Source organism: Coprococcus sp. AM97-35 (assembly GCF_027697525.1).
Classification (GTDB): domain Bacteria; phylum Bacillota; class Clostridia; order Lachnospirales; family Lachnospiraceae; genus Allocoprococcus; species Allocoprococcus comes.
Window position 1 is genome coordinate 66554 of record NZ_JAQESL010000001.1, and the last position, 23531, is coordinate 90084.

The window sequence follows — 23531 nt, forward strand, 5'->3', positions numbered from 1 at the left end:
CTATCCTTCGATGATCTTCACATAAAAGGTACGGTTTCTTGGTCCGTCAAACTCGCAGAAATACAGATCTTGCCAGATGCCAAAGACGATCTCTCCATCATGGATGATCAGCGTCTGTGACGGTCCGACCACCGTCGTCTTCATATGTGCATGCGAATTTCCTTCTGCATGCTGGTAGAAGAACTGTTCTGCCGGAAATACTTTTTCAAAGCCACACAACATATCATGCACCACATCCGGATCTGCATTCTCATTGATCGTAAATCCGGCTGTCGTATGTGGTGAGAAGATCACAGCAATCCCTTCTCTTACACCGCTTCTTTCGATGTCTTCCCTTACCATTTCTGTTACCTTTGTCATTTGCTGCGATGCGTTTGTCGCAATCTGATGTTCGTACAGATGCATATGCACACCTCCTTATTTTTCCAGATAAGCTTTAAGTCTCGGAAGCTCTCTTTTCATCATTTCATAGCCATGATCGTAGAAAGCCATCAGCTTATCATAATCTTTTTCCAGTCTGGATACCGGCTTCATTTCCGGGCGAAGGACGAAGATATTTCCTTCTTTTTCCAGCTTTTCTATGTATTCTTCTGTCCGGTTATACATCACCGGTCTTCGGATACAGGTGCGGACAAGTGCCGGATATTTGCTGTACATCTTCCGGTATAACTTACCGACCGCTTTGGAAGTTGGTTTTTTGCGGTAGCCTTCCGGTCTCGTCAAAATGAGAACTATTTTTTTCAGTCCCTTTTCCTGCACATGCTTTACCGGAATGGAATCGGCAAGTCCACCATCCAGATACGGAATCCCGTCTATATTTACGATCGGACATACAAGTGGCATACTGCTGCTAGCGCGGCAGATCTTCATCAGCCGGTCACTGGCGTTCTCTTCGGTCATATATTCGGCATTTCCCGTAAGACAATTGGTTGTCACGATCTCACAGGTCATTCCATTTGAAAAATAAGTATCAAAATCAAACGGAAAGAGTTCATTCGGATATTTATTGAATATCATATCCATATCCAGAAGACTTCTTTCTTTTACGAAATCTTTAAGTCCGTAATAATAGCTGTATTCCTTTCCTCTGTGGATCATACAGTCCCTTGTCCTGCCGATCTGCTTTGAGACATAATCGACTGCGTTACAGGAACCTGCCGATACACCGACCACGTATGAAAAATACAGATCTTTTTCCATCAAATAATCCAATGCGCCGGAAGTAAATACACCTCTTGTTGCACCGCCTTCCAACACCAGTCCTGCTTCTGTCAAAACACTCGCTCCTTTCGTCCTACCATGCTGTATATTTCGTGTATGATTTATAAGTATACCACAAATTCTTCCTTATGTTAATGCTTATTCTCTTGCGAAAATTGTGCAGTCATGTTACCATAATGAACGTAATGCAAAAATTGAAACGATAATTCTATTTGAATAAGGAGAATTTTTATGATTAGTACAAGTAATATCACCCTCCGCGTAGGGAAGAAAGCCTTGTTTGAAGATGTAAATATCAAATTTACAGAAGGCAACTGCTACGGTCTGATCGGAGCGAACGGGGCCGGAAAATCTACATTTCTTAAGATCCTTTCCGGGCAGCTTGAGCCGACCAGCGGAGAAGTCATCCTCACACCAGGTGAGCGTCTTTCTTTCTTGCAGCAGGACCACTTCAAATACGACCAGTATCCGGTTCTTGATACTGTAATCATGGGAAATGCCCGTCTTTACGAGATCATGAAGGAAAAAGAAGTGATCTATGCCAAAGAAGATTTCACAGACGAGGACGGGATCAAGGCAAGTGAACTGGAAGCAGAATTTGCAACCCTGAACGGATGGGAAGCAGAATCTGATGCCGCATCTCTTCTGAACGGACTTGGAATTGAGACAGAGCTTCACTACAATATGATGAGCGAGCTGACCGGTGCACAGAAGGTCAAAGTCCTTCTTGCACAGGCACTTTTTGGTAATCCGGATATTCTTCTTCTGGATGAGCCTACCAACCACCTGGATCTGGATGCGATCGCATGGCTGGAAGAATTCCTGATCAACTTTGACAATACCGTGATTGTTGTTTCCCATGACCGTTATTTCCTGAATAAGGTCTGCACACAGATTGCCGATATCGATTACGGTAAGATCCAGCTCTACGCCGGTAATTACGACTTCTGGTACGAATCCAGTCAGCTGCTGATACGTCAGATGAAAGAAGCCAACAAGAAAAAAGAAGAAAAGATCAAGGAGTTACAGGACTTTATTTCCCGGTTCAGCGCCAATGCGTCCAAGTCCCGTCAGGCAACTTCCCGTAAGCGCGCCCTGGAAAAGATCCAGCTTGATGAGATTCGCCCATCCAGCCGTAAATACCCTTACATCGATTTCAAACCAAACCGCGAGATCGGTAATGAAGTTCTGATGGTCGAAGGCTTATCCAAAACCATCAACGGGGAAAAAATCCTGGACAATCTTTCCTTCACACTGAACCGGGACGACAAAGTTGCATTTGTCGGTGGAAATGAATTTGCCAAAACTGTTCTCTTCCAGATCCTGATCGGAGAAATGGAGCCGGATGAAGGTACTTATAAATGGGGAATCACCACTACACAGGCATATTTCCCGAAAGACAGCGGAAAAGAATTTGACAATGACGATACCATCGTAGAATGGCTGACTCAGTATTCGGAAGAAAAGGATGTTACCTATGTACGAGGTTTCCTTGGAAGAATGCTTTTCGCCGGCGACGACGGTGTAAAGAAGGTTAAAGTTCTTTCCGGCGGGGAAAAGGTACGCTGTCTGTTATCCAAGATGATGATCTCCGGTGCCAACGTACTGATCCTCGACGAGCCTACTGACCACCTGGATATGGAATCCATCACTGCGCTCAACAATGGAATGAAGAAGTTCCCTGGCGTACTTCTGTTCTCTTCAAGAGACCACCAGATCGTTGAAACGACAGCAAACCGTATTATGGAAATCCTTCCGGATGGTTCAATGATCGATAAGATGACAACTTACGATGAATATTTGAAAAATAATATTGGGGCTTCTAAGAGACAGGCAATCCTGGATCTGAATACAGAAGAACAGGATGACTAAGAATTTATCTTGTCGGTACATTTGTGCTGATGTATAATAAATCAGGACTAAAACTCAGGTAGTTCCCCCGAACAATTGAAGTTCGGTCCGACACCCGAGTTTTAGTCCTTTTTTATCTTTTTATATTCTTTTTTTGCTCTATATTACAGGCTTCCAACAAACCGCTCAAATGCTGACCTGCCTTCTTCTGTCTGCTTATAAACGCCGGCATCTTCCAGCACCTGGTTAAACACCTGTCCGATTTCCTCATGGAGAATGTCCATGATATTTTCTTTCGTAATGTCTGTATATTTTGGAAGGAATTCTTCTACCCAGTCTGCATGCTTTTCAAGCACTTCATTGCTGCGGATGTCCTTTCCTTCAAGGATTGCATCTGCAAGCTGTTCCATCTCACTTTTCAGTCTTGACGGCAGCACTGCAAGTCCCATCACCTCGATCAGACCAATATTCTCTTTCTTGATGTGATGTAATTTTGCATGCGGATGGTAAACGCCAAGCGGATGTTCTTCTGTCGTAATATTATTTCTGAGAACAAGATCCAGCTCAAAATACCCATCCCTGATTCTGGCGATCGGAGTGATCGTGTTGTGCGGTTCTCCGTTCGTCTCGGCAAAGATAAATGCGGCTTCGTCTGTATAAGATCTCCAACACATTAAAATATGGTCAGCTGCGCTGATCAGACGTTCTTTGTCTTTGCACTGCAGACGGATAACAGACATTGGCCATTTTACCATTCCAGCGCGCACATCTTCATACCCCGGAATCACATATTCTTTAATAACCGGAGCTTTTGCCATTGCAAATTCATGATTTCCACCCTGGAAATGATCATGGCTTAGGATCGATCCTCCTACGATTGGAAGATCTGCATTGGAACCAACAAAATAATGTGGAAACTGGCTGACAAAATCCAACAGCTTTGCAAAGGTTGCACGCTCAATTTTCATCGGCACATGCTCTCCGTTGAAAACGATGCAGTGTTCATTGTAATACACATACGGTGAATACTGGAATCCCCAGTCTTTTCCATCGATCCTGATCGGAATGATCCGGTGATTCTGTCTTGCCGGATGATTGACGCGACCGGCGTAGCCTTCATTTTCCTTACACAGCTGGCATTTCGGATAACCACTCTGTGTAGCATTTTTTGCTGCCGCGATCGCTTTCGGATCTTTTTCCGGTTTGGACAGATTGATGGTGATCTCCATCTCCCCATATGGTGTCTCTGTGATCCATTTCTGATCCTTTTTAATCCGGTATCTTCGGATATAATCGCTGTCCTGACTAAGCTTGTAAAAATAATCGGTCGCCTTTTTCGGTCCTTCCTGATACAGTTCATAGAATTTATGGCTTACCATGCTCGGTAACGGGACCAGTTTTCCCATGATTTTTGTATCAAACAGATCCCGGTACACGATTGAATCTGCAATCAGTTCTTTTTCCACTGCATAATCTGTAATCTCCTTCAGAATCTGTTCCAGCTCCTCTGCACCCCTACTTCCTGGTGTCTCCTCGTAAGACTCCAGACCAAGTGCCTCTAAAATCTGATTGGTAACAAATATTTTATCTTCCGGTGCTACAAGCCCCGTATCTAATCCATACTGTACCAGTTCTGTAATTGCCTGATCGATCATTTTTCTTCCTCCAAATCTTTTTGCTCGTCCTTTATCCATCCATTTTCAATGCGGCACATTTTTTACACCGAATCCTTTATTTATTCAGATAGCAAACTAAAATCTGTATTTATGTCTAACCTTGACAGCTAGCATATTTTCGTTTACGCGATTACTTTCATTCCGCCATATTTACGAACCTTTAATACGTGGCAGGATCCTTCTCCAAATACTGCATCCAATGCTTTTCTGTACTCTTCTACAAAATCATTCTTCACAAATGCCTGAATGGTTCCGGCAAATCCGCCTCCATGCACACGGCATACTCCATGGTTTCCGAGTACATTTTCGCTGACTGCAAGGGCAATGGATACTGCCTGGTTCTGCACGTCACGGTTAGTATATACATTCTGAAGATATTTGAAAGAGGAATCTCCGGATGCTTTGATCATATTAAGGAAATCTTCAAATCTTCCTTCGCGAAGGGATGCAACCTGTGCTGCAACTCTCGCATTATCACCGAAGAAATGCATAGCCCGAAGCACCGGACGGTCTCCAAGCTTCTCGCGGAGTGCCGGGATCGCTGCAAAAAATTCTTTTTCATCTACGTCACGGAGAACTTCTTTTCCAAAATATGTTGCAATAGCTTTCATATCCGCCGGAATCTGTGCATAATCCGGTGTCAGATCCTGATGAGAACCTTTGGTATCTACGATGCACAGACTGCATGCATGATTTTCAAAATCTACATCTACTTTTTCTACAACCGGAGCCTTTGGATCTTTGAAATCAATGTGGATCAGTCCACCAACCGCGCAGGCTGTCTGGTCCATCAGACCACTTGGCTTTCCAAAGTAAACATTTTCAGAATACTGACCAATCTGTGCAATCTCTACCATGCTGATCTGCATATCGTTGTAAAGTCCGGAAACAATGGTTCCAATGATTGTTTCAAATGCAGCAGACGAAGAAAGTCCTGCTCCGATCAGCACATCACTTGTCACATAAGCATTGAATCCACCAATCTTGTATCCGCGTTCTTTCAGTCCTGCAAGTACGCCACGGATCAGTCCGATAGATGTCCCTTCTTCTTTGTCAACCTTTTCTACATCATTCGCATCGATAATGATCATATCATATCCTTCCGATACCACACGGACGGTCATATCTTCATTTTTATTTACAATTGCGATCGCATCCAGATTAATAGAGGTTGCAAGCACCATTCCGTGCTGATGATCTGTATGATTTCCACCAACTTCACTTCGTCCCGGTGCGCTGTATACTTCTACTTCTCTGTTCCCATACAATTTCTGATACTCTGCCATCGCTTTTACATAGCGTTCTTCCTGATGTGCAATCACACTTTCATCAATATAAATATCTTTTAATGTATCACGGTACACGCCCTGTTTCATTTCTTCCATAAGTTTTGTAAGCTGTTTCATCTTCATTTCCTCCAAATACATTTTCGATTCTGCTTTGATAATTGTATTATAAAATATATTTAGTAAATTTGCAATATATATTTACTAAATATTTCAATAAATTTACTAGTGAATTTTTGTACAGTTCTACATAATTCTTTCACTTTCCATTTTTTTACTCCTCTGTTATAATAGAAGAATCAGAAATTTTTTAACAAGGGGGCCGCTTATGGCAACAATCAAAGATATTGCTTCTGCTGCCGGTGTTTCTGCCGCAGCAGTTTCACGTATACTGAATAATGATGAGACGCTCAATGTCTCACCGGAAACCCGACAGAAAGTACTGGATACTGCAAGAGAGCTGCATTATGTAAAGCGCGGACGTTCTTCTGTCAAATCACTTTTTACCCTTGGGATCATTCAGTGGTTCTCTTCCCAGCAGGAACTGGAGGATAATTATTATCTTCTGATCCGTCAGGGAATTGAAGATTACTGCCTCTCACACAATATCCAGATCGTACGTACCTACAAAAGCGACATCAATTACATGGACGTTCTGAAGGATGTAGACTGTCTGATCTGTATCGGCAAATTCAGTCAGGAGGAAATTTCTTATCTGTATGAGATGAATTCGTGCATCCTGTTCCTGGATATGCCGGTAAACGATGACCGGATTTCCACAATTATTCCGGATTTCGGTGAAGCAGTTACAGAGGCTCTGGATTATCTGACCGGGATCGGGCATCGGGAGATCGGTTTTTTTACCGGAAAAGAATATATCGGCGAAAATCATCTCTATCCGGATTACCGGAAAAAAGTCTTTATTGATTACTGTGATGCACACGATCTGATTTATGAGCCTTATATCCAGGAGGGTGTCTTCCGGATTTCTTCCGGTTATGAGATGGCATGCAATCTGATTAACGGCGGCAAGCTGCCGACGGCGATCTTTGCAGCAAGTGATCCGATCGCTTTTGGTGCGATCAAAGCCTTTACCGAACACGGGATCCGTGTTCCGGAGGATATTTCCATCGTAGGCTTTGATGATATCAATATGGCACAGTTTTCTGCTCCACCGCTGACAACGGTCAGTGCGCCAGCTTATCATATGGGAATGTACGGAGCTTCTATTCTGCAGCATCTCCTGAGGGAGCATCCGGGACCTGCACTTAAGATCAAACTGCCGTGTAAGCTGGTTGTCCGGAATTCGTGTAAAGCGATTGAAAAATAGCTCATATCTGTGTGAATATACCAATGAATTTTATCTAACATCAAAAAGCTCCCATCCGGAGAAGAAATGAGTTATAATTAGCTCACATTTCTCCGGATGGGAGTTTTTTTATTAAACAATTCATCAGAAAGCCTTTAGGACATCAAATAACTTTCTACCAGTCCTGCACTGACTCTTGATAATAAGTCACATTTTCCTGTAAAATTTCTATTTTTCCATCTTTTACTTCCGCAATTGATACCGCACAGTTCTTATGTACCCCCTGCTGCCAGTACCCGGAAATCGGCAGACCTTTCATCAGGCTCAGAATCCCGCAAAGTGCTGCACCATGTGTGGATAAAAGTACATTTTTATCCTGAAGCTCTTCTTTCTGATAAAGTTCTTCCAGAAAATTATTCAGACGTGCCCGCACTTCTTCAAAGGATTCCCCTCCTTTTGGCGGCTGATACACTTCCGGTGCATTAAAAAAGTTGCGAAATCCCGGATCCGGAATATTCCATCCCTCTTCTCTGCAGCAAAGTCCCTCAAATTCTCCAAAGCTCATCTCCTGGATCCGCTTATCCGGGACAATCGGAACCTCCCTGTCCCCCAGGACGAGCCGTGCCGTCTCTGCCGCCCTTTTCAGCGGGCTTGTGTAACAGACCGCAAATGGAACATCTGCGAGTGCCGGAGCCGTCTCTTTTGCAAGTAGTTTTCCAAATTCATTCAGCGGAATATCCACCTGTCCCTGTAATTTTCTTTTTTTATTCCAGTCCGTCTCTCCATGACGGATCATATATATTTTCATCTCTTAGCTTCCTCCTGCTATCATTAAAAACACACGCATCCTCCGTGCCAGTCAGCATAGCGATTGGCACGGGAGTTAACAGTAACGATTATAGCACATTTTTCACCTTTCTTCCACCAAAAGGCTTGTTATTAAACTTTATGACAGTTATAATGATGTTGGGGTCAAAAGGTATTTTGACCCCTTTGATACCAGATTGCTACGTGCTTTGCACTCTCGCAATCCTCAAAAACATTCGTAATCCGCTCATTTTTCTTTGAAAAATGGCTACTTACTCATGTTTTTGGCGGGTCAAGATGTCAAAAAACCTCTTGCAAGCAAGCTTGCATCGGCTTTCTGACCTTTTTACCCTGGTATCTTATAATAAACGTAGTACAAAAAAGGAGATACTTGATTATGGAGAAAATTACCAGTTTCACAATAGACCATTTGAAGCTTGTTCCTGGGCTTTACGTCTCACGTAAGGATTGTGCCGGCGAACAGGTCATTACAACCTTTGATATCCGCATGACCAATCCGAATGAAGAACCGGTTATGAATACTGCAGAGGTTCACACCATCGAACATCTTGGTGCAACCTTCCTTCGTAACCACAGGGACTACGCATCAAAAACGCTTTACTTTGGACCGATGGGATGCCGTACCGGCTTCTACCTTCTTCTTGTAGGTGATTATGAATCAAAAGATATCGTTCCACTGATGAAAGAAATGTTTGCTTTTATCACAGACTTCAATGGGGACGTACCGGGAGCTGCTGCAAAAGACTGCGGAAACTATCTGGACATGAACCTTCCGATGGCAAATTATATGGCAAAAAGATATCTGACTGAGGTTCTGGAAAATATTACAGAAAAACAGCTGGTTTATCCTGAATAAGCCTTACTATATGAACCTGAAAATGGGAGTCAAACATACTATCCATTGATTTTCTTCAAATGTTCCTGTATGTTTGCTCCCATTCCTGTTTTCAATCAAAACTCTCTATGATACACTTCCGGAATTTCTACCAGAACCTCTCTTCCGTTGTAACATAATCTGCCGGAAGATCAAATTCTTCGGTCTCAATTTCTTCTACGATCTGCATTTCATAAGCAGCTGCGATCCGGCAGATATCTTTCCGTTTTTCAAAATAACGATCATAAAATCCACCGCCATAACCGACACGGTTCTTTTTTTCATCAAAAACACTTCCCGGCAGGATTGCCAGTGTAGTCTGCCCTTCTCCGGCTTCATAAACAGGGCATTCTTTTTTCGGCTCCAGGATGCCATAAGCCCCCTTTTCCAGATCCTCAAAAGAATGTATCCGATAAAACTCCATCTCTTTTCCCGCTACCCGTGGCACATAGACCTTTTTTCCAAGCTCCCATGCCTTCTCGATCAGTGTTCCGGTTGCCACCTCTCCACGAAAATCAATATACGCAAGAAGGTTGTCTGCATTTTTAAATGTCTCTGTCTCTTCAATGCGTCTCATGATCCGCAGGCTCTTCTCCCGAACCTCTTCTTTTGGAAGTGCCTGTCTCATTTTCAGAAATTTTGCCCTAATTTCCTTTTTTCTGTCCATATTTCTCACCCAGATTTGTAATGGATCCATCCTTCTCCTTGATTGAAATGTTATTAAGCTGTCCGCGAAGATTTCTTTTGAATGCATCTACATATTCCCGTCTGAGAATCTGCTGTTCTTTTTTCTCTTCCTCTGTCAGTCCTTCTGCTTTTGATTTTCTATATAATTCATTAATGCGTTCAATTTTTGCTGTCTCCATTTTTCTTTTGTCCCTTCTTTGTTTTTCTATATAATAATGTTATCTTTTTAATCAGCTGGAATAATTTTCCAGGAACCCATAAAGCTTGTCTTTTCCCTCTAACCGCTTTCCCTCCCGGATCTCATTCTGCAGTTCTTCCGGAAGCTCTTCGACACGGATATTCGTATATTCATAAATACTTGTCTGGTCGTCCAGATAAACAATCACATATCCGTTGCGGTTTTTCAGATAATACACCCCTTCTTTGTGTGCGCCACCTTGAGTGCTGACTGTCTGTTCTGTTTCCTGCTGCTCCGTCTGTTCTGTCCTTGCAATTTCTTTCCTGTAATTATAATCTGCATAATATGCATAAGATAAGATCGCAAGAATCAGAAGAGTCCCCGTTAAAAGACCAATATGATATCTTGTTTCCATAAGGAACACTCCTTTTTCTACAAGTATTGGTCTGCTTGGAGGATTTTATTCATTATGGGGGAATTTTTAGGTTGTGATATCAAATCATCTACAGCTTAGTAATATCTGCGTTCTTTTAATAAATGGCATTTTTTGCAGACTATTACAATTTGGTGACCTTTTGGGAGACCGAGGAGTTCTTTTTCGGACATGCCACCCATTTTAAGGAGAACGACTGCGTATACCGCTACTGCCACGATGAGGGCGATCAGGGTTGCGATTCTTCCTCCGATGAAGGTGTCAAGTACGAAATGCACTGCCCATGCCAAAATTGCCATAACAGCTCCGGCGATAGACGGAATGACAAAAGTCTTACGGCTCTCCTGAAGATATCCACATGCTTCACGGATATCATGTGCATTCATGATACACATGCATAAAGAGAACACAATCTTACTTCCAATCAGTGCATAAATGCCCCATTTGAACATAACAAGCATAATAAACAGAGATACAATATGTAGTATCAGGGATACCATTGCATTTTTTACCGGTTCCATCATACGGTCCAGACCCTGAAGCACTGTATTCGTAACGGTTGAAAGTGAATAAAATACCAGAGAAATCGCTCCGATCTTCAGCATAATTCCCTGTGTTACATTATCTACATTCGGCCACAGGAAATCCATGATAGGCTGACCAAGTGCAAAGAATCCAAATGCGCTTGGAATCGCAATCAGCATCGTGTAACGGATAACTGTATAAATCCGGTTATGTAACAGTCTTCTGTCATGATTCTCTGCCGCGCTTACAAGCCCCGGGATCACAGATGATCCCAATGCACTCGCAACGGCAAGCGGTACGTTAAACAGGGTATAATACTGTCCTAATTTACCAAGAAGCTCTGCACAGACCGCCTCACTAGTTCCCTGTGCACCCATGATCTTATTGAACATTGCACTGTCAATAACATTTGCACTGTTATAAATTGTTGTACTTAAAATGATCGGTGCGATCGTCAGAATCAGGAGTTTGAAAATCGCACGGTAATCATCCAGTTCTTTCGAGGTGTCCCGTTTCATCTGCCGCATCATCGGCTTGCGGAATGCCACATAGCAGAACAGTAAGAACAGCAGACCGAGCAGCGCACCGGCTACTGTACCAAGTGTCCCTCCTGCTGCGGAATAGGCTGGTCCTAAAAGGTTATTTCCCTGCACCTTAGCCATCTGTTTTCCATTTTCCAGAAGAACGGCTGCACCTACAACACTGACAATCGCATTGAGAAGCTGTTCAATGATCTGCGAAATTGCAGTCGGGATCATCGTTCCCATCCCCTGGAAATAGCCACGAAAAACTGCCATAATCGCACAAATCAGGAGTCCGGGAGCAAGCACCTTCAAAGAATAGCAGCTCATTTTGGCTCCCATCAGATATTCTGCGATCGCCTCTGCTCCAAAAAATACGATCACCATGATCGTGACACCAGATAGCGTAGCTATGATCAGTGATGCCTTCAATACCCTGAATGCATTTTTCCGCTCTCCTGCCGCCATTTTGAGAGACACCAGCTTTGATACCGCAACCGGCAGACTGTAAGACGAAATGATCAGAGCAATAGAATACACCTGAAATGCCATATCATAATAGCCCTGTCCTTTAAGTCCCATAATATTGAGCATCGGGATCCGGTATACTGCCCCGATGATCTTTGTGATAATACCGGCTGCCGCAAGGATACTTCCCTGCATCAGAAAACTGCCGCCCTTTGATTTTTTCCTTTTACCCATACGTTAAAACCTCATACTTTTATCTATCTTGTAATTCCCAGCATCTCCAGAACTTCCCGCTGTTTCTTTTCCATCACGAGCCGTTCTTCATCTTCCATATGGTCATAACCTAACAAGTGCAACATACTATGCGCAATAAGGAAAGCAAATTCACGTTCTACCGAATGGCCATATTCTTCTGCCTGTTCCTTTGCGCGCTCTTTGGAAATCACAATATTGCCGAGCATCAGTTCTCCGGTCTCCGGATCAAATGAACTGTCATCTGTATCCAGATATGCATAATCAGCCGGTGACGGGAATTCCGTCATCGGAAATGACAGGACATCGGTTGCACGGTCGATTCCGCGAAATTCTAGGTTCATCTGTCGGATCTCCTCATTCATCGTAAGAAGAAGTTCTACCTGCGCCTCGTACGGACACTTCTCATAATCCAGGACTGCATCTGCAACTTTTGTCGCCAGTTCTTCATAAGGCAGCTTTAAATTCAATGCTCCCTCATCCTCTAAAAATAGTCTCATCTTGTTCCTCGTTTCTTTCTGTCTCTAGTGTGGGATTTTTTCTGTTCCTGCTTTTGCTCGTACTCCTCGTACGCTTTAACAATTCGCTGTACCAGCGGATGTCTGACAACATCCCGGCTGGTCAGACGGCAAATCGAAATATCTTCCAGATTCTTGACTACACTCACTGCCACATCAAGTCCGGATGTCTGTCCTGCCGGAAGGTCTTTCTGTGTAGAGTCTCCGGTGATCACGACTTTGGATCCAAAACCAATACGTGTCAGGAACATCTTCATCTGCGCCGGTGTGGTATTCTGTGCCTCATCCAGAATAATAAAAGCGTTGTCAAGGGTTCTGCCTCGCATATAGGCAAGAGGCGCAACCTCGATCAGCCCTTTTTCTGAATTCTTGATAAAGCTTTCTGCTCCCATGATCTGATAGAGCGCATCATAAAGTGGTCTTAAATATGGATCGATCTTGCTCTGCAGATCTCCCGGCAAAAAGCCAAGCTTTTCTCCTGCTTCAATTGCCGGACGTGTCAGAATGATACGCCCCACTTCATTGCGTTTGAACGCCGTGATTGCCATTGCCATCGCCAGATAAGTTTTACCGGTTCCGGCAGGACCAAGGCCAAAGGTGATCATCTTTTCCCGGATCGCATCCACATATTTCTTCTGTCCGAGCGTCTTTGGTTTGATTGGCTTTCCCTGAAGTGTATGACAGATCAGGTCTTTATCAATTGTCAGAATATCTTCCGCGCTGTCTTCCATCGTAAGGGACAGGGCATAGTCTACATTCTGCTCCTGAATCGTGTTCCCGCGCCTGGAAAGCTCGGTAAGCTGCGACAATACCTGCTGCGCCCTCTCTACATTCTTTTCTTCTCCAAGGACTTTCACCTTTCCATTTCGCGCGATCAGCGTAACATGTAAAGCTCTCTCAATTTTTTTTGCAAATATATCGAACTGGCCAAACACATTTTTTTCATGTTCAGCCGGTATGTCTATCATGGTCTCAAGAATTCCCATAAATCAGTTTCCTTCCTGCTGTATATTTTCTGCATCTGCCTTCGGCAGTTCATGTACCGTTCCTTTTTGTACAATTCCGAACGGTCCGGATAAAACCAGTTTCCCCTTTGCCGAATACCGGTTCGTCTCCCTGTATATTTTAACATCATTCTCTGAAATTTGAACCCCTTTTTTCTCTAATCGGGCGCAAAACTTCTCAAAATTATAGGACAGAATTTCTCTTGCTTCCCTGTCTGTATAAGAAATCTCCTCTTTTCTGCTCTCTTTGCTCCGTTCAACTCTTACCGAGACCGGAAATGGAAAATGTCTCTCCAGATACAGGATATATCTGCAGGTCAGCGCATTATATTCCGGGTAAGGTAGTTCCCGCCTGCCAAAAAGATACAGCCTTCCCGGTGTTTCTATCCAGAACCTCCAACTTTTCTTGCCGGTATCTTTCCATACCGGATGCAGCCTGTCAAGAATATCTGTATACGCAACCGTTGTCTGTGCTATTATGTCTGCATCCGATACCCGGTACTGGTATCCTGTCACCTCATCTGAATCATTCTTTACCTCCACACTTCCACTCACAAGGATCTCTCCTTTTTTTACCTCACTGCCTTCCCGGACAAGCGGATTCCCTTTTCGTGTAATGATCTTCTGAATGATCCCGTCCGCTTCTGCCACAATATCCATCGGCGCTTCCGCCTCAGCTTCTGTCTGCAGCTCCTTCCGGTCAGGATTCTCCCTGACTTTAATCTTCAGACAACTCCCATGAATATAGGCTGAAACCCAGATAATATCGTCGTATTCCATACGAATATCTTTTTCAATCCGGTCACAGTCTACATTCTTTTTTGCCATTCCACAGGCAATTCCCTTTTCTGTCAGAAAAGAAAGCAAAACCTCATCTGTCCTTGCAAGGTTTCCATCAATCTGAATCCTCCATATAAAAGAAGAAAGCAGAAAGATCAGACAGATTGCGATGACCGATCCTGTAAAAAAAAGCTTCCGTCCACGGTATTTATGTATAAAAAACGGGACTCCTCTTTTCTGGGTGATCCGTATCTTTGCCCCGCTCTTCCTGACCATTGGTCGCAGTCTGCGGAAATCCCGGACGCGGATATTCATCTCATATGCCCCTTTTGCCGGTCTCAGATTCCAGAGAAAAATCCCATGATAACAGCAAAGATTTAAAAAGCGTTCCGGTGAATATCCTTCGACTCTGATGCGCAGGTATCCGGCAAGATTATTCAGAATATATCGCAGCATCTTCGTCATCCCTTCCTAAGAATACTCAATTTTCTCTACCTTTCCGGTAATCTTCATATCGGTTGTTGTATAGTAGTTGATCTCAAGTGATTTCCCTGTGATGCGAATCTGCCCGCTACGTACATTTATACGGATCAGCTGTTCGGTATATTCCAGAATTCCACGGTAATTCTCTATATTCACTTCATAATGCCCTGTAAGAGTCAGAATCGGGACACCCAGCACCACATCCTTCGGCAAATTTGCTGCATCTGCCATGCGATACCTTCGTGTCCCGTCTTCTTGTTCGGATCTCTGTCTCATATTGCCGCATATACCGTTTTGTTGACAGTGTATGCTTCAGAACCACATAATATTCCTATGCTGTATAATTGCTGAATTTTCCCGGGAGCAATCTTCCCGCACATGCATGAATTTCGATCCGACCTTTTTCTCCGGCAATAAACTTTAATACCGTTGTCTCATCTGACGATTCCGGTGTCGGTCTTCCAATCGTAAGTACATTCTTCTTTGCGTAAGTTGTAAAGGTATATTCACTGCCCGGCCGCAGAGAACAGATGGGTCTGCCATTTAAGAAAAATGCATCCTGCCCGCCGGTATAACCGCCCTCTTCTTCGATAATACGGATCGTTGCCGGAGTAAAAAGGCAATCCGGTTCCTGCTGTGGCTGTCCCCAGACATTCTGTTGATTATCCCAATCGTTCTGATTCTGGTTCCATCCATTTTGCTGATTATCCCAGCTGTTCTGGCTCTGATTCCACCCATTTGGCTGATTATCCCAACCGTTCTGGCTCTGATTCCATCCACCTGACTGATTATTCCATCCATTTGGCTGGTCTTCTGATCTGTAATTTCCCATCGGTGCTTTTTTTGCAACCCAGTAAGAAGTGAAACCGCCAATTGCAGCTCCGATAATTCCAAAAACATATGCCCCGTAAAATGCATTATCACCTGCATTCAAAAGCTGCATCAGCCAGGCTCCGACAAAAGTACCGGTAAATTCAAGGCCAAACCACAATCCCAGTGTCAATGCACGATATTTTTTTGGATTCCGTCCTCTTTTTATCGCGTGCTTTCCATTCACACGCCAAAGCCATATAAGACAAATAATTTCTAACATTTGTTTTCCCTCTTTCGCGCTTCTATTTTGTTACATAAAAGTATTATATCTTCAATCGCAGCTGAAAACAATCCATTATTCTGTGAAAACTTTATAAAATCGAACAGACTGGCTCCTCCATGATCCGGACATACAAAAAAATCGATCCTACTTTTCCTGTGATTGTAAGATCGATTTTTCATTTCTTTGTTATACTTGAATTCTCGCGGCGGCATCCTGGCTGATAGCGAACCGCTTCTGGTCAGATGCTATAATCATCATACCACTGGCATCATTCTGGATCACATGGATTTCGCTGCCCTCTTTGATTTTGAATTCCTTTAATTTTTCCAGCACCTCCGGTACTCCGAACATCCATTTGATCGTGTACCATTTTCCCGGAACAGCTGTTGATAATGCCTGCATTTTTACACCTTCTTTTTTTCTCCTTTGACTTTACTACAGTATACTCGCTTTCATATTGGTTAGTCAACGACAATGTTTTTTAGTTATTATATACACAATTCCATTCAATAGCCATATTTAACAATTATTTTCAGAATTCAACTTCTGTTTTATCACCCTCACTATAAGCTGGTTCTGGAAGAAAATCTGATCAAGGCAGACGAGCTGGATGAAGTTCTGGATGCTTATGCAATGACCGAACCTGAAGTCATACTCATAAAAGAAGCAATGTAACAAGATAAAAGCCCCAGGATCTATCAACTCATTACCCGTGATAAATCCTGGGGCTTCCTTCATTTAAAATACCACCGTTTCCCCTGTTCCAAGTGCATGTACCATTTCGCCAAGTTCTTTTTTCAGAATCCTGAATGCAATATTTCCGGTACAGTGACCAGTATAGATTTCCTCTACACCAAGCCCTTTCAATTCCTGCGCAGTTTCCACAACCTCTTCCTCTGGTATGGCAAGTGTATCCATGCCCGAAAGCTTCATCATATGAAATCCACCGACAACCGCATAGACCTTTTGCCCGCCGAGTGCCATCTGCACTTCTCGCACAATATTGACAATTCCCCCATGGGAACAGCTATTAAATATCACCAGTCCTTTTCCCGTCTCAAAAACCACACTCTGCTCATGTGCAAAATCATCTGCAATAAACTCTTCACCGATTTTCCGGTACATGTGCGCCCTGCGTCCCATCTCATCCAGACCACCGGTAAAATGCGGTACGACCCAGACGCCTTTTTCAACTTCACAGACTGCATTTAACGGACGGAACCGCTCTTTATAATTTTCCAGAAGATGCTGCGGAATTCCAATATATTTATCTTTTCCTTCTGTCCGGTAAAAACAGTTCTCAGCAGACGTCTCCTGCATATAGACCGCTGCTTTGTCATTCTCCTTAAAAAACTCCTCGAAACCGCCACTGTGGTCATAATGTGCATGGGATAAAAACGCCGTATCTACTTTCGAAAGATCAATCCCCAGCTCCTTTGCATTTTCTGCAAAGAGCGCTGTTGCGCCAGTATCCAGAAGGTACGTCTTCCCCTCATATTCGATATAAACCGACAGCCCATGTTCTGCACAAAGTCTGCATCTGGAACTGTTTTCTACTAATACTACCATCTTCATATGAATAACCTCTTTTCTATTTGTGATAGGGTTCTCCCGACATGATCCGGTATCCACGGTAAATTTGCTCTAGCAGGATTACACGCATCAGCTGGTGCGGAAATGTCATTTTTGAAAAACTAAGTGCATAATCCGATTTTTCCAGAACTGCCTTCCCGATCCCTATGGATCCGCCAATCACAAAAATAATGTGACTGGTTCCCTGAATGCCAAGTTTTTCAATTTTCTCTGAAAATTCTTCGGAGGTCAGCTGCTTTCCGCCTATCTCCAGTGTAATAAGATATGCATCCTCACGGATATATTTCAAAAGACGTTCGGCCTCTTTTTGCCGGATCATTTCCTCTGCATTTTCGCTGGCATTGTCCGGTGTCTTTTCATCCGCCACCTCAATGATCTCCAGCTTGCAGTAGCGGCTCAGTCTCTTCGTATATTCCGCGATCGCATCCCGCAGATACTTTTCTTTTATTTTTCCAACCGTCAGTACGGTTATCTTCATCCTGTTCCTTCCTCTCTTTCGCTGTATCAGTCTGTACAGTTATGCCCTTTCATACATATAAAGCTCATGCAGTGCTCTTGTTGCACAGATGTATTTTGCCTGCCCGGTCATCGGATTTTCTTTCTTCGGGAACACGCCGAATACCTGATCAAATTCCAGTCCCTTTGCCATATAGAAAGTCGTTACTGTCACGCCTTTTTCAAAGGTACTGCTGTCCCGGTCAATACAGTTTACCGGAAGTCCACGGTTTGAAAGCATCCTGGTCATTGTATACGCCTCGTCCATCGTCTCCGTCAGAACTGCGGCGGTCTCATATTTATCCATTCCGGCATCTGCCTCCCGGATAAGTTCATTTAACAGTTCCTCATCCGAATCAAATGTCTTTTCGGTCACTGGTTTGCCATGACGCTCCAGATATTCCAGATCCTTTTCCCCGGTAAATTTCGCTGCATACTCTGCGATTTCAATAGTATTCCGGTAACTTTTATTCATGATGATCTTGCGGATCGTACGTCCGAAAATCTTCGGCAGGAATGTCAGTACATCCTGCATCTGACTGTCCAGTGTCTGCGCCCGGTCGCCAAGGATCGTCATCCGGCAGGAAAACAGCTGGGACAGTACCACGTACTGCAAATATGAATAATCCTGCATCTCGTCGATCACCAGATGCTTGATATGCTTATGTCTGGTTCCTCCAAGCATCCGGTATTTGAGATAAAGTACCGGAAATACGTCTTCATACTGGAGTTTTCTGTTCTCATACGGAATTTTTGCCAGTGTCTCATACCCACTGTCCTCCAAAAACCAGTTATATATTTTGTAAATATCACGGGTGACATACATCCGGTTGAATTTCTCCCGGATCTCTTCTACCTCATCTTCCGGAAGATTCCGGTTATACAATGTCTCGTATTCATCCACCAGATATTCCATCACCGCATCCATTCTTGCAAGGATCGGAATATCCTGAAATTTGAAATAGAACAGATGGATCAGCTCCTCTTCGGTTTTTTCCAGAGTACGGATCTTAACCGGCTTAAAATCCATCAGCTGATCTTCCAGAACTGCCAGAAAGCCTTCCATCTCTCCGACAAATCCGGCAGACTGCTTCTTCAGATAGCTCTCCCGGATTCCCATCTCCGGAAAATGGATCAGCTTCTCCAGATAATCATAACGGTCCTCACAGTCCGATACGATTCCTTTCAATTCTCTGTACGCAAACAGATCAAAACTCATTTCCTGAATATTTTCTTCTCCAAGCTCTGGCAGAATGTGGGAAATATAATCCGCAAATACGCCGTTCGGTGAAAGGATCAGGATATCCGATGCTTTTAAATTTTTCCTGTCGTGATACAAAAGATATGCAATCCGGTGCAGTGCAACGGAGGTTTTCCCACTTCCTGCGGCTCCCTGAATAACCAGAACTTTGTCCTTTACATTCCGAATGATCTCATTCTGTTCTTTCTGGATAGTACGGACAATATTCTTCAGTTGTACATCCCCGTTACTTCCAAGCTCCTGTTTCAGGATCTCATCATCAATCTTGGTGTCACTTTCAAATGCATAAACCATCTTCCCTTTCTTGATCTTATACTGCCATTTGGAAGTAATCTCCCCTTCAATGGTTCCTCCCGGTGCTTCATAAGAAGCCTGTCCTCTGTCATAATCATAAAAAAGACCGCTCACTGGCGCCCTCCAGTCGTAGATCAGTGGCGTCATTCCTGCCTTAGGCGCAAAATTGCCGATTCCGATGTAAAAACTTTCGCTTTCTTCTTCCCCCTCAAAGAGAAAATCCACTCTTCCGAAATATGGGGAGTCGATCATTTTCTTAAGGCGCTGTTTTTTCATCAGACGTTCATTGTTCGCATTAACTTCTCCGAGAAGTGCCTGCTGATTATCATAATTTTCATAACCATACTCATCCATCTCCGTATAGTTTTCCCAATAATAATCATGCATGCTCTCAATCTGTTTTTCTCCTTCAAGAAACAATGCGTTGATCTCGGTAATGCGTGTCTTCAGTTTCTCTTCAACCTCTTCCAGAAACCGAATCTCACTGTTCATTGCGTCGTTATTACTCATATTCAAACCCTCTCATGATTACATCTTCCGATGATTTGTGCAATCTCTTCCGGCATCTTTGCAATGTAATCTGCACCGGCACTTTGAAGCTCCGCAAGATCTCCGTATCCATACAGGACACCGATCACCTGGATCCCATTCTCCTTTGCACCGTAGATATCATTATTTCTGTCACCGACCATAACGACCTGATCGTAATTCTCCCTTTCCACGCCCAGGTTATCCAACGCATACCGGATCACATCCGCCTTCCGGATCAGAGAGCCATCCATCGTAGCCCCGTAAATCCCTGCAAAATATTTTGCAAAGTCAAATTTGTCCGCAATCCTTTTTGCATACTCTTCCGGTTTGGAAGTCGCCACTGCAAGTATATATCCTTCATTTTTCAAGGATTCCAGCGTCTCCGCAAGCCCTTCATACACCGAATTCTCAAAAATGCCTTTCACCGCATAATATTCCCGGTAATACTTTACTCCAAGCAGTGCCTCTTCCTCAGACATCCCATAATATTTCTCCATCGATTCCGTCAGCGGCGGCCCGATAAATTTCTTTAAAGTATCCCGATCACCAACCTCCCGGTTCATTTTATTCAGCGCATACTCCACCGAATTCATGATCCCCGGTCCCGATTCCGTAATCGTCCCATCCAAGTCAAATAAGATATATTTATACTTCATAATAACCCTCTTTCACAAAATAATACTTTTTTTATTGTACCATTTTTAACTCTTCTTGTCCAGAAACCCTAATCTCCAAACCTCCTTTAAAATCAGCCAAAATACACAAACCAGCGTCCGTTTCTCCGCCCTTTATAACCGCCAGTTTTCTCCCCTTTGCACAACTTGAATTGGAACGATTATTTTTTTCAAAGTGGTCTACACAACCTATACAAAAACCGCAGTCCCTATCAAAGGAAACTGCGGTCATAACCCTTATTTATTTGAAAGATACTCGTCGATACCTCTTGCACCAGCTTTTCCGGCTCCCATAGCAAGGATTACTGTAGCGGCACCTGTTACGGCATCTCCACCTGCGTATACGCCTTCTTTAGAAGTCTTTCCGTGTTCTTCGTCTGCAACGATACATTTCCACTTGTTAACTTCCAGTCCTTCTGTTGTAGAAGAAATCAGCGGGTTCGGTGATGTTCCGAGTGACATGATAACTGTATCAACATCGATCACGAATTCAGAACCTTCAACCGGTACAGGACGTCTTCTTCCTGATGCGTCCGGTTCACCAAGTTCCATACGAACACATTTGATTCCTTTTACCCATCCATCTTCTTCGAGGATTTCTACCGGGTTTGTCAGTAGGTCGAACTGTACACCTTCTTCTTTTGCATGATGAACTTCTTCTACACGGGCCGGAAGCTCTTCTTCACTACGACGATATACGATATGAACTTCTGCTCCAAGACGAAGTGCTGTTCTTGCAGCATCCATTGCTACGTTACCACCACCAACAACTGCAACTTTCTTACCAGCTGCGATCGGTGTATCATAAGAATCATCAAATGCTTTCATAAGGTTACTTCTTGTCAGGTATTCATTTGCAGAAAATACACCGTTGGCATTTTCCCCCGGGATTCCCATGAATTTTGGAAGTCCTGCTCCTGATCCGATAAATACTGCTTCAAATCCTTCGTCTTCAATCAGCATATCGATTGTAGTAGATTTACCGATTACAACGTTTGTCTCAAAGTGAACACCAAGCTCTTTTACTTTTGCGATCTCTTTTGCAACGACTTTCTGTTTTGGAAGACGGAATTCCGGAATACCATATACAAGTACTCCACCGAGTTCATGAAGTGCTTCAAATACAGTTACATCATAGCCAAGCTTTGCAAGATCGCCTGCACAGGTAAGTCCTGCCGGACCAGAACCGATAACGGCAACTTTGTGTCCGTTCTTCTTGTCAGCTCCAACCGGTTTGATGTCATGCTCCAGAGCGTAATCAGCAACGAATCTTTCCAGCTTACCGATAGAAATAGATTCTCCTTTGATACCACGGATACATTTTCCTTCGCACTGTGATTCCTGCGGACATACACGTCCACAAACAGCAGGAAGTGCAGAAGACTGTCCGATAATCTTATATGCTTCTTCGATATTGCCTTCTTTTACTTCATGAACGAATGCAGGAATATTGATTCCTACAGGACATCCCTGAATACATTTAGCATTCTTACAGTTGATACAACGGCTTGCTTCTTCCATTGCCTCTTCCTGATTATATCCGTAACATACTTCTTCAAAATTTGTTGCACGTACCTTCGGATCCTGTTCTCTTACAGGTACTTTCTTTAATACGTCTGCCATTATTCGTCACCTCCGCAATGACCGCATCCACCGTGATGTGTGTCACCTTCCTGTAATTTCAGCATAGCTCTGCCTTCCTGAGTCTTATACATCTGCTGTCTCTTCATTGCTTCATCAAAGTTAACGAGATGTCCGTCAAATTCCGGTCCGTCTACACATGCAAATTTGATTTCATCGCCTACGTGGAGACGGCATGCGCCACACATACCTGTTCCGTCTACCATGATCGGGTTCATGCTGACGATAGTCGGGATTTCGAGTTTCTTTGTGAGCAGACATACGAATTTCATCATGATCATCGGACCGATTGCAACACAGACATCATACTTGTTACCTTCTGCAACAAGTGCTTCGATCTTTGTTGTTACCATACCTGCATGTCCGTATGTACCGTCATCTGTACATGGGTAATAATTTCCTGCAACTGCTTCCATCTCTTTTTCGAGAATCAGCATATCTTTTGTCTTAGAACCAACGATAACATCTACATCGATCCCATGTGCGTGCATCCATTTAACCTGCGGGTATACAGGGGCTGCACCAACACCACCAGCTACAAATAAGATCTTTTTATTCTTCAGACTCTCAATATCCTCTGAAATCAATTCAGATGGGCATCCGAGCGGTCCTGTGAAATCTCTGAAAGAGTCTCCTGCTTTTAATTGTGCCATCTTCTCAGTAGATGCTCCTACTGTCTGGAATACGATGGTAATTGTTCCTTCTTCTCTGTCATAATCGCAGATTGTCAGCGGAATTCTTTCCCCCTTGTCATCCATCTTGACAATTACGAACTGTCCTGGCTCACAGTGCTTTGCCACACGTGGTGCTTCTACATCCATAAGATAAATCTTATCAGCCAGTTTTTCAGCTTTTCTTATCTTGTACATTGCATTGCCTCCTAAAATATTTACTCTCTTTATGATAAATTATTGCAAAGTAAATAGCAAGTATTTCTTTTTAATTTGTTAAAAAATTATTTATGTCATAAATATAACTATCTTTTTTATCTATAAGTACCAATATTTCTTCTATAAATCTGCCAAAATTCTTCCGGTTATCAAAATTTTCAA

Annotated in this window: 24 protein-coding genes; 3 read left to right on the top strand and 21 right to left on the bottom strand. The window is 43.4% G+C overall.

Features of this window, described 5'->3' with window-relative positions:
* Together PG840_RS00370 and PG840_RS00375 are read right to left on the bottom strand one after the other, a co-directional pair.
* Positions 1–405 (bottom strand): secondary thiamine-phosphate synthase enzyme YjbQ, encoded by a 405-nt coding sequence (locus tag PG840_RS00370; RefSeq protein WP_008370619.1) that lies wholly within the window; start codon positions 403–405, stop codon positions 1–3.
* Between the two features lie 12 nt (positions 406–417).
* The gene (locus tag PG840_RS00375) at positions 418–1275 is read right to left on the bottom strand and encodes a patatin-like phospholipase family protein (RefSeq protein WP_270205060.1); all 858 of its coding nucleotides are present in this window, start codon (positions 1273–1275) and stop codon (positions 418–420) included.
* Between the two features lie 177 nt (positions 1276–1452).
* On the opposite strand from PG840_RS00375, the gene PG840_RS00380 reads away from it, so the two are divergent.
* Positions 1453–3093: an ABC-F family ATP-binding cassette domain-containing protein gene (locus tag PG840_RS00380; RefSeq protein ID WP_117558663.1), complete on the top strand. Its 1641-nt coding sequence runs from the start codon at positions 1453–1455 to the stop codon at positions 3091–3093.
* A gap of 143 nt (positions 3094–3236) precedes the next feature.
* Here the strand turns inward: PG840_RS00380 and galT are convergent, their stop codons facing one another.
* Both galT and PG840_RS00390 read right to left on the bottom strand, forming a co-directional pair.
* A complete protein-coding gene (galT, locus tag PG840_RS00385) occupies positions 3237–4727 on the bottom strand; it encodes a UDP-glucose--hexose-1-phosphate uridylyltransferase (protein WP_270205061.1) in 1491 nt (496 codons plus the stop codon).
* Between the two features lie 143 nt (positions 4728–4870).
* Positions 4871–6154, bottom strand: a complete 1284-nt coding sequence (locus PG840_RS00390; protein WP_270205062.1) for a galactokinase — start codon at positions 6152–6154, stop codon at positions 4871–4873.
* A 208-nt stretch (positions 6155–6362) separates the two neighbouring features.
* On the opposite strand from PG840_RS00390, the gene PG840_RS00395 reads away from it, so the two are divergent.
* Positions 6363–7364, top strand: coding sequence for a LacI family DNA-binding transcriptional regulator (locus tag PG840_RS00395; RefSeq protein ID WP_270205063.1), 1002 nt, complete (start codon positions 6363–6365; stop codon positions 7362–7364).
* A 154-nt stretch (positions 7365–7518) separates the two neighbouring features.
* On the opposite strand, the gene PG840_RS00400 is transcribed toward PG840_RS00395, so the two are convergent.
* Positions 7519–8151 (bottom strand): histidine phosphatase family protein, encoded by a 633-nt coding sequence (locus PG840_RS00400; RefSeq protein WP_055248837.1) that lies wholly within the window; start codon positions 8149–8151, stop codon positions 7519–7521.
* A 396-nt stretch (positions 8152–8547) separates the two neighbouring features.
* Between PG840_RS00400 and PG840_RS00405 the strand changes: the two genes are divergently transcribed.
* Positions 8548–9027: an S-ribosylhomocysteine lyase gene (locus PG840_RS00405; RefSeq protein ID WP_118219042.1), complete on the top strand. Its 480-nt coding sequence runs from the start codon at positions 8548–8550 to the stop codon at positions 9025–9027.
* 127 nt (positions 9028–9154) lie between these two features.
* Here PG840_RS00405 and PG840_RS00410 read toward each other — a convergent pair whose 3' ends face one another.
* From PG840_RS00410 to PG840_RS00485, 16 genes are all read right to left on the bottom strand, one after another.
* Positions 9155–9712 (bottom strand): 5-formyltetrahydrofolate cyclo-ligase, encoded by a 558-nt coding sequence (locus PG840_RS00410; RefSeq protein WP_270205064.1) that lies wholly within the window; start codon positions 9710–9712, stop codon positions 9155–9157.
* Positions 9690–9911, bottom strand: coding sequence for a DUF896 domain-containing protein (locus tag PG840_RS00415; protein WP_055157151.1), 222 nt, complete (start codon positions 9909–9911; stop codon positions 9690–9692). The genes PG840_RS00410 and PG840_RS00415 overlap by 23 nt, the downstream gene beginning before the upstream one ends.
* Positions 9912–9962: 51 nt before the next feature.
* Positions 9963–10325 (bottom strand): hypothetical protein, encoded by a 363-nt coding sequence (locus PG840_RS00420; RefSeq protein WP_055296647.1) that lies wholly within the window; start codon positions 10323–10325, stop codon positions 9963–9965.
* Positions 10326–10420: 95 nt separating this feature from the next.
* The gene (locus PG840_RS00425) at positions 10421–12091 is read right to left on the bottom strand and encodes a putative polysaccharide biosynthesis protein (protein WP_270205065.1); all 1671 of its coding nucleotides are present in this window, start codon (positions 12089–12091) and stop codon (positions 10421–10423) included.
* Between the two features lie 23 nt (positions 12092–12114).
* Positions 12115–12609, bottom strand: coding sequence for an rRNA maturation RNase YbeY (gene ybeY, locus PG840_RS00430; RefSeq protein ID WP_118219035.1), 495 nt, complete (start codon positions 12607–12609; stop codon positions 12115–12117).
* The gene (locus PG840_RS00435) at positions 12606–13613 is read right to left on the bottom strand and encodes a PhoH family protein (RefSeq protein WP_022219964.1); all 1008 of its coding nucleotides are present in this window, start codon (positions 13611–13613) and stop codon (positions 12606–12608) included. Before PG840_RS00435 ends, ybeY begins: the two co-directional genes overlap by 4 nt.
* Positions 13614–13616: 3 nt before the next feature.
* Positions 13617–14867 carry a sporulation protein YqfD gene (locus PG840_RS00440; RefSeq protein ID WP_270205066.1) on the bottom strand — a complete coding sequence of 417 codons (1251 nt, stop codon included), beginning with the start codon at positions 14865–14867 and terminating at the stop codon, positions 13617–13619.
* A gap of 15 nt (positions 14868–14882) precedes the next feature.
* Positions 14883–15125 (bottom strand): sporulation protein YqfC, encoded by a 243-nt coding sequence (gene yqfC, locus PG840_RS00445; protein WP_022219963.1) that lies wholly within the window; start codon positions 15123–15125, stop codon positions 14883–14885.
* A 100-nt stretch (positions 15126–15225) separates the two neighbouring features.
* Positions 15226–15987 carry a hypothetical protein gene (locus tag PG840_RS00450; protein ID WP_270613245.1) on the bottom strand — a complete coding sequence of 254 codons (762 nt, stop codon included), beginning with the start codon at positions 15985–15987 and terminating at the stop codon, positions 15226–15228.
* A 189-nt stretch (positions 15988–16176) separates the two neighbouring features.
* Positions 16177–16392, bottom strand: a complete 216-nt coding sequence (locus PG840_RS00455; RefSeq protein WP_008370804.1) for a FeoA family protein — start codon at positions 16390–16392, stop codon at positions 16177–16179.
* 336 nt (positions 16393–16728) lie between these two features.
* Entirely contained in the window at positions 16729–17565 is an 837-nt protein-coding gene (locus PG840_RS00460; protein ID WP_055157137.1) for an MBL fold metallo-hydrolase, read from the bottom strand.
* Between the two features lie 16 nt (positions 17566–17581).
* Positions 17582–18061 carry a 23S rRNA (pseudouridine(1915)-N(3))-methyltransferase RlmH gene (gene rlmH, locus PG840_RS00465; RefSeq protein WP_022219903.1) on the bottom strand — a complete coding sequence of 160 codons (480 nt, stop codon included), beginning with the start codon at positions 18059–18061 and terminating at the stop codon, positions 17582–17584.
* A 39-nt stretch (positions 18062–18100) separates the two neighbouring features.
* A complete protein-coding gene (locus PG840_RS00470; RefSeq protein ID WP_442872444.1) occupies positions 18101–20125 on the bottom strand; it encodes a HelD family protein in 2025 nt (674 codons plus the stop codon).
* Between the two features lie 20 nt (positions 20126–20145).
* The gene (locus PG840_RS00475; protein ID WP_117556730.1) at positions 20146–20820 is read right to left on the bottom strand and encodes an HAD family hydrolase; all 675 of its coding nucleotides are present in this window, start codon (positions 20818–20820) and stop codon (positions 20146–20148) included.
* A 255-nt stretch (positions 20821–21075) separates the two neighbouring features.
* On the bottom strand, positions 21076–22461 hold the full coding sequence (gene gltA / locus PG840_RS00480) for an NADPH-dependent glutamate synthase (protein WP_117556726.1): 1386 nt from the start codon (positions 22459–22461) through the stop codon (positions 21076–21078).
* Positions 22461–23348, bottom strand: a complete 888-nt coding sequence (locus tag PG840_RS00485; RefSeq protein ID WP_055156711.1) for a sulfide/dihydroorotate dehydrogenase-like FAD/NAD-binding protein — start codon at positions 23346–23348, stop codon at positions 22461–22463. Before PG840_RS00485 ends, gltA begins: the two co-directional genes overlap by 1 nt.
* Between the last annotated feature and the right edge of the window lie 183 nt (positions 23349–23531).

What these genes read in the sequence shown, in the direction of transcription:
- PG840_RS00370 (WP_008370619.1), bottom strand. Translation starts at nt 405, where the DNA reads ATGCATCTGTACGAACATCAGATTGCGACAAACGCATCGCAGCAAATG.
- PG840_RS00380 (WP_117558663.1), top strand. Translation starts at nt 1,453, where the DNA reads ATGATTAGTACAAGTAATATCACCCTCCGCGTAGGGAAGAAAGCCTTG.
- galT (WP_270205061.1), bottom strand. Translation starts at nt 4,727, where the DNA reads ATGATCGATCAGGCAATTACAGAACTGGTACAGTATGGATTAGATACG.
- PG840_RS00390 (WP_270205062.1), bottom strand. Translation starts at nt 6,154, where the DNA reads ATGAAACAGCTTACAAAACTTATGGAAGAAATGAAACAGGGCGTGTAC.
- PG840_RS00395 (WP_270205063.1), top strand. Translation starts at nt 6,363, where the DNA reads ATGGCAACAATCAAAGATATTGCTTCTGCTGCCGGTGTTTCTGCCGCA.
- PG840_RS00400 (WP_055248837.1), bottom strand. Translation starts at nt 8,151, where the DNA reads ATGAAAATATATATGATCCGTCATGGAGAGACGGACTGGAATAAAAAA.
- PG840_RS00405 (WP_118219042.1), top strand. Translation starts at nt 8,548, where the DNA reads ATGGAGAAAATTACCAGTTTCACAATAGACCATTTGAAGCTTGTTCCT.
- PG840_RS00410 (WP_270205064.1), bottom strand. Translation starts at nt 9,712, where the DNA reads ATGGACAGAAAAAAGGAAATTAGGGCAAAATTTCTGAAAATGAGACAG.
- PG840_RS00415 (WP_055157151.1), bottom strand. Translation starts at nt 9,911, where the DNA reads ATGGAGACAGCAAAAATTGAACGCATTAATGAATTATATAGAAAATCA.
- PG840_RS00420 (WP_055296647.1), bottom strand. Translation starts at nt 10,325, where the DNA reads ATGGAAACAAGATATCATATTGGTCTTTTAACGGGGACTCTTCTGATT.
- PG840_RS00425 (WP_270205065.1), bottom strand. Translation starts at nt 12,091, where the DNA reads ATGGGTAAAAGGAAAAAATCAAAGGGCGGCAGTTTTCTGATGCAGGGA.
- ybeY (WP_118219035.1), bottom strand. Translation starts at nt 12,609, where the DNA reads ATGAGACTATTTTTAGAGGATGAGGGAGCATTGAATTTAAAGCTGCCT.
- PG840_RS00435 (WP_022219964.1), bottom strand. Translation starts at nt 13,613, where the DNA reads ATGGGAATTCTTGAGACCATGATAGACATACCGGCTGAACATGAAAAA.
- PG840_RS00440 (WP_270205066.1), bottom strand. Translation starts at nt 14,867, where the DNA reads ATGCTGCGATATATTCTGAATAATCTTGCCGGATACCTGCGCATCAGA.
- yqfC (WP_022219963.1), bottom strand. Translation starts at nt 15,125, where the DNA reads ATGGCAGATGCAGCAAATTTGCCGAAGGATGTGGTGCTGGGTGTCCCG.
- PG840_RS00450 (WP_270613245.1), bottom strand. Translation starts at nt 15,987, where the DNA reads ATGTTAGAAATTATTTGTCTTATATGGCTTTGGCGTGTGAATGGAAAG.
- PG840_RS00455 (WP_008370804.1), bottom strand. Translation starts at nt 16,392, where the DNA reads ATGCAGGCATTATCAACAGCTGTTCCGGGAAAATGGTACACGATCAAA.
- PG840_RS00460 (WP_055157137.1), bottom strand. Translation starts at nt 17,565, where the DNA reads ATGAAGATGGTAGTATTAGTAGAAAACAGTTCCAGATGCAGACTTTGT.
- rlmH (WP_022219903.1), bottom strand. Translation starts at nt 18,061, where the DNA reads ATGAAGATAACCGTACTGACGGTTGGAAAAATAAAAGAAAAGTATCTG.
- PG840_RS00470 (WP_442872444.1), bottom strand. Translation starts at nt 20,125, where the DNA reads ATGAACAGTGAGATTCGGTTTCTGGAAGAGGTTGAAGAGAAACTGAAG.
- PG840_RS00475 (WP_117556730.1), bottom strand. Translation starts at nt 20,820, where the DNA reads ATGAAGTATAAATATATCTTATTTGACTTGGATGGGACGATTACGGAA.
- gltA (WP_117556726.1), bottom strand. Translation starts at nt 22,461, where the DNA reads ATGGCAGACGTATTAAAGAAAGTACCTGTAAGAGAACAGGATCCGAAG.
- PG840_RS00485 (WP_055156711.1), bottom strand. Translation starts at nt 23,348, where the DNA reads ATGTACAAGATAAGAAAAGCTGAAAAACTGGCTGATAAGATTTATCTT.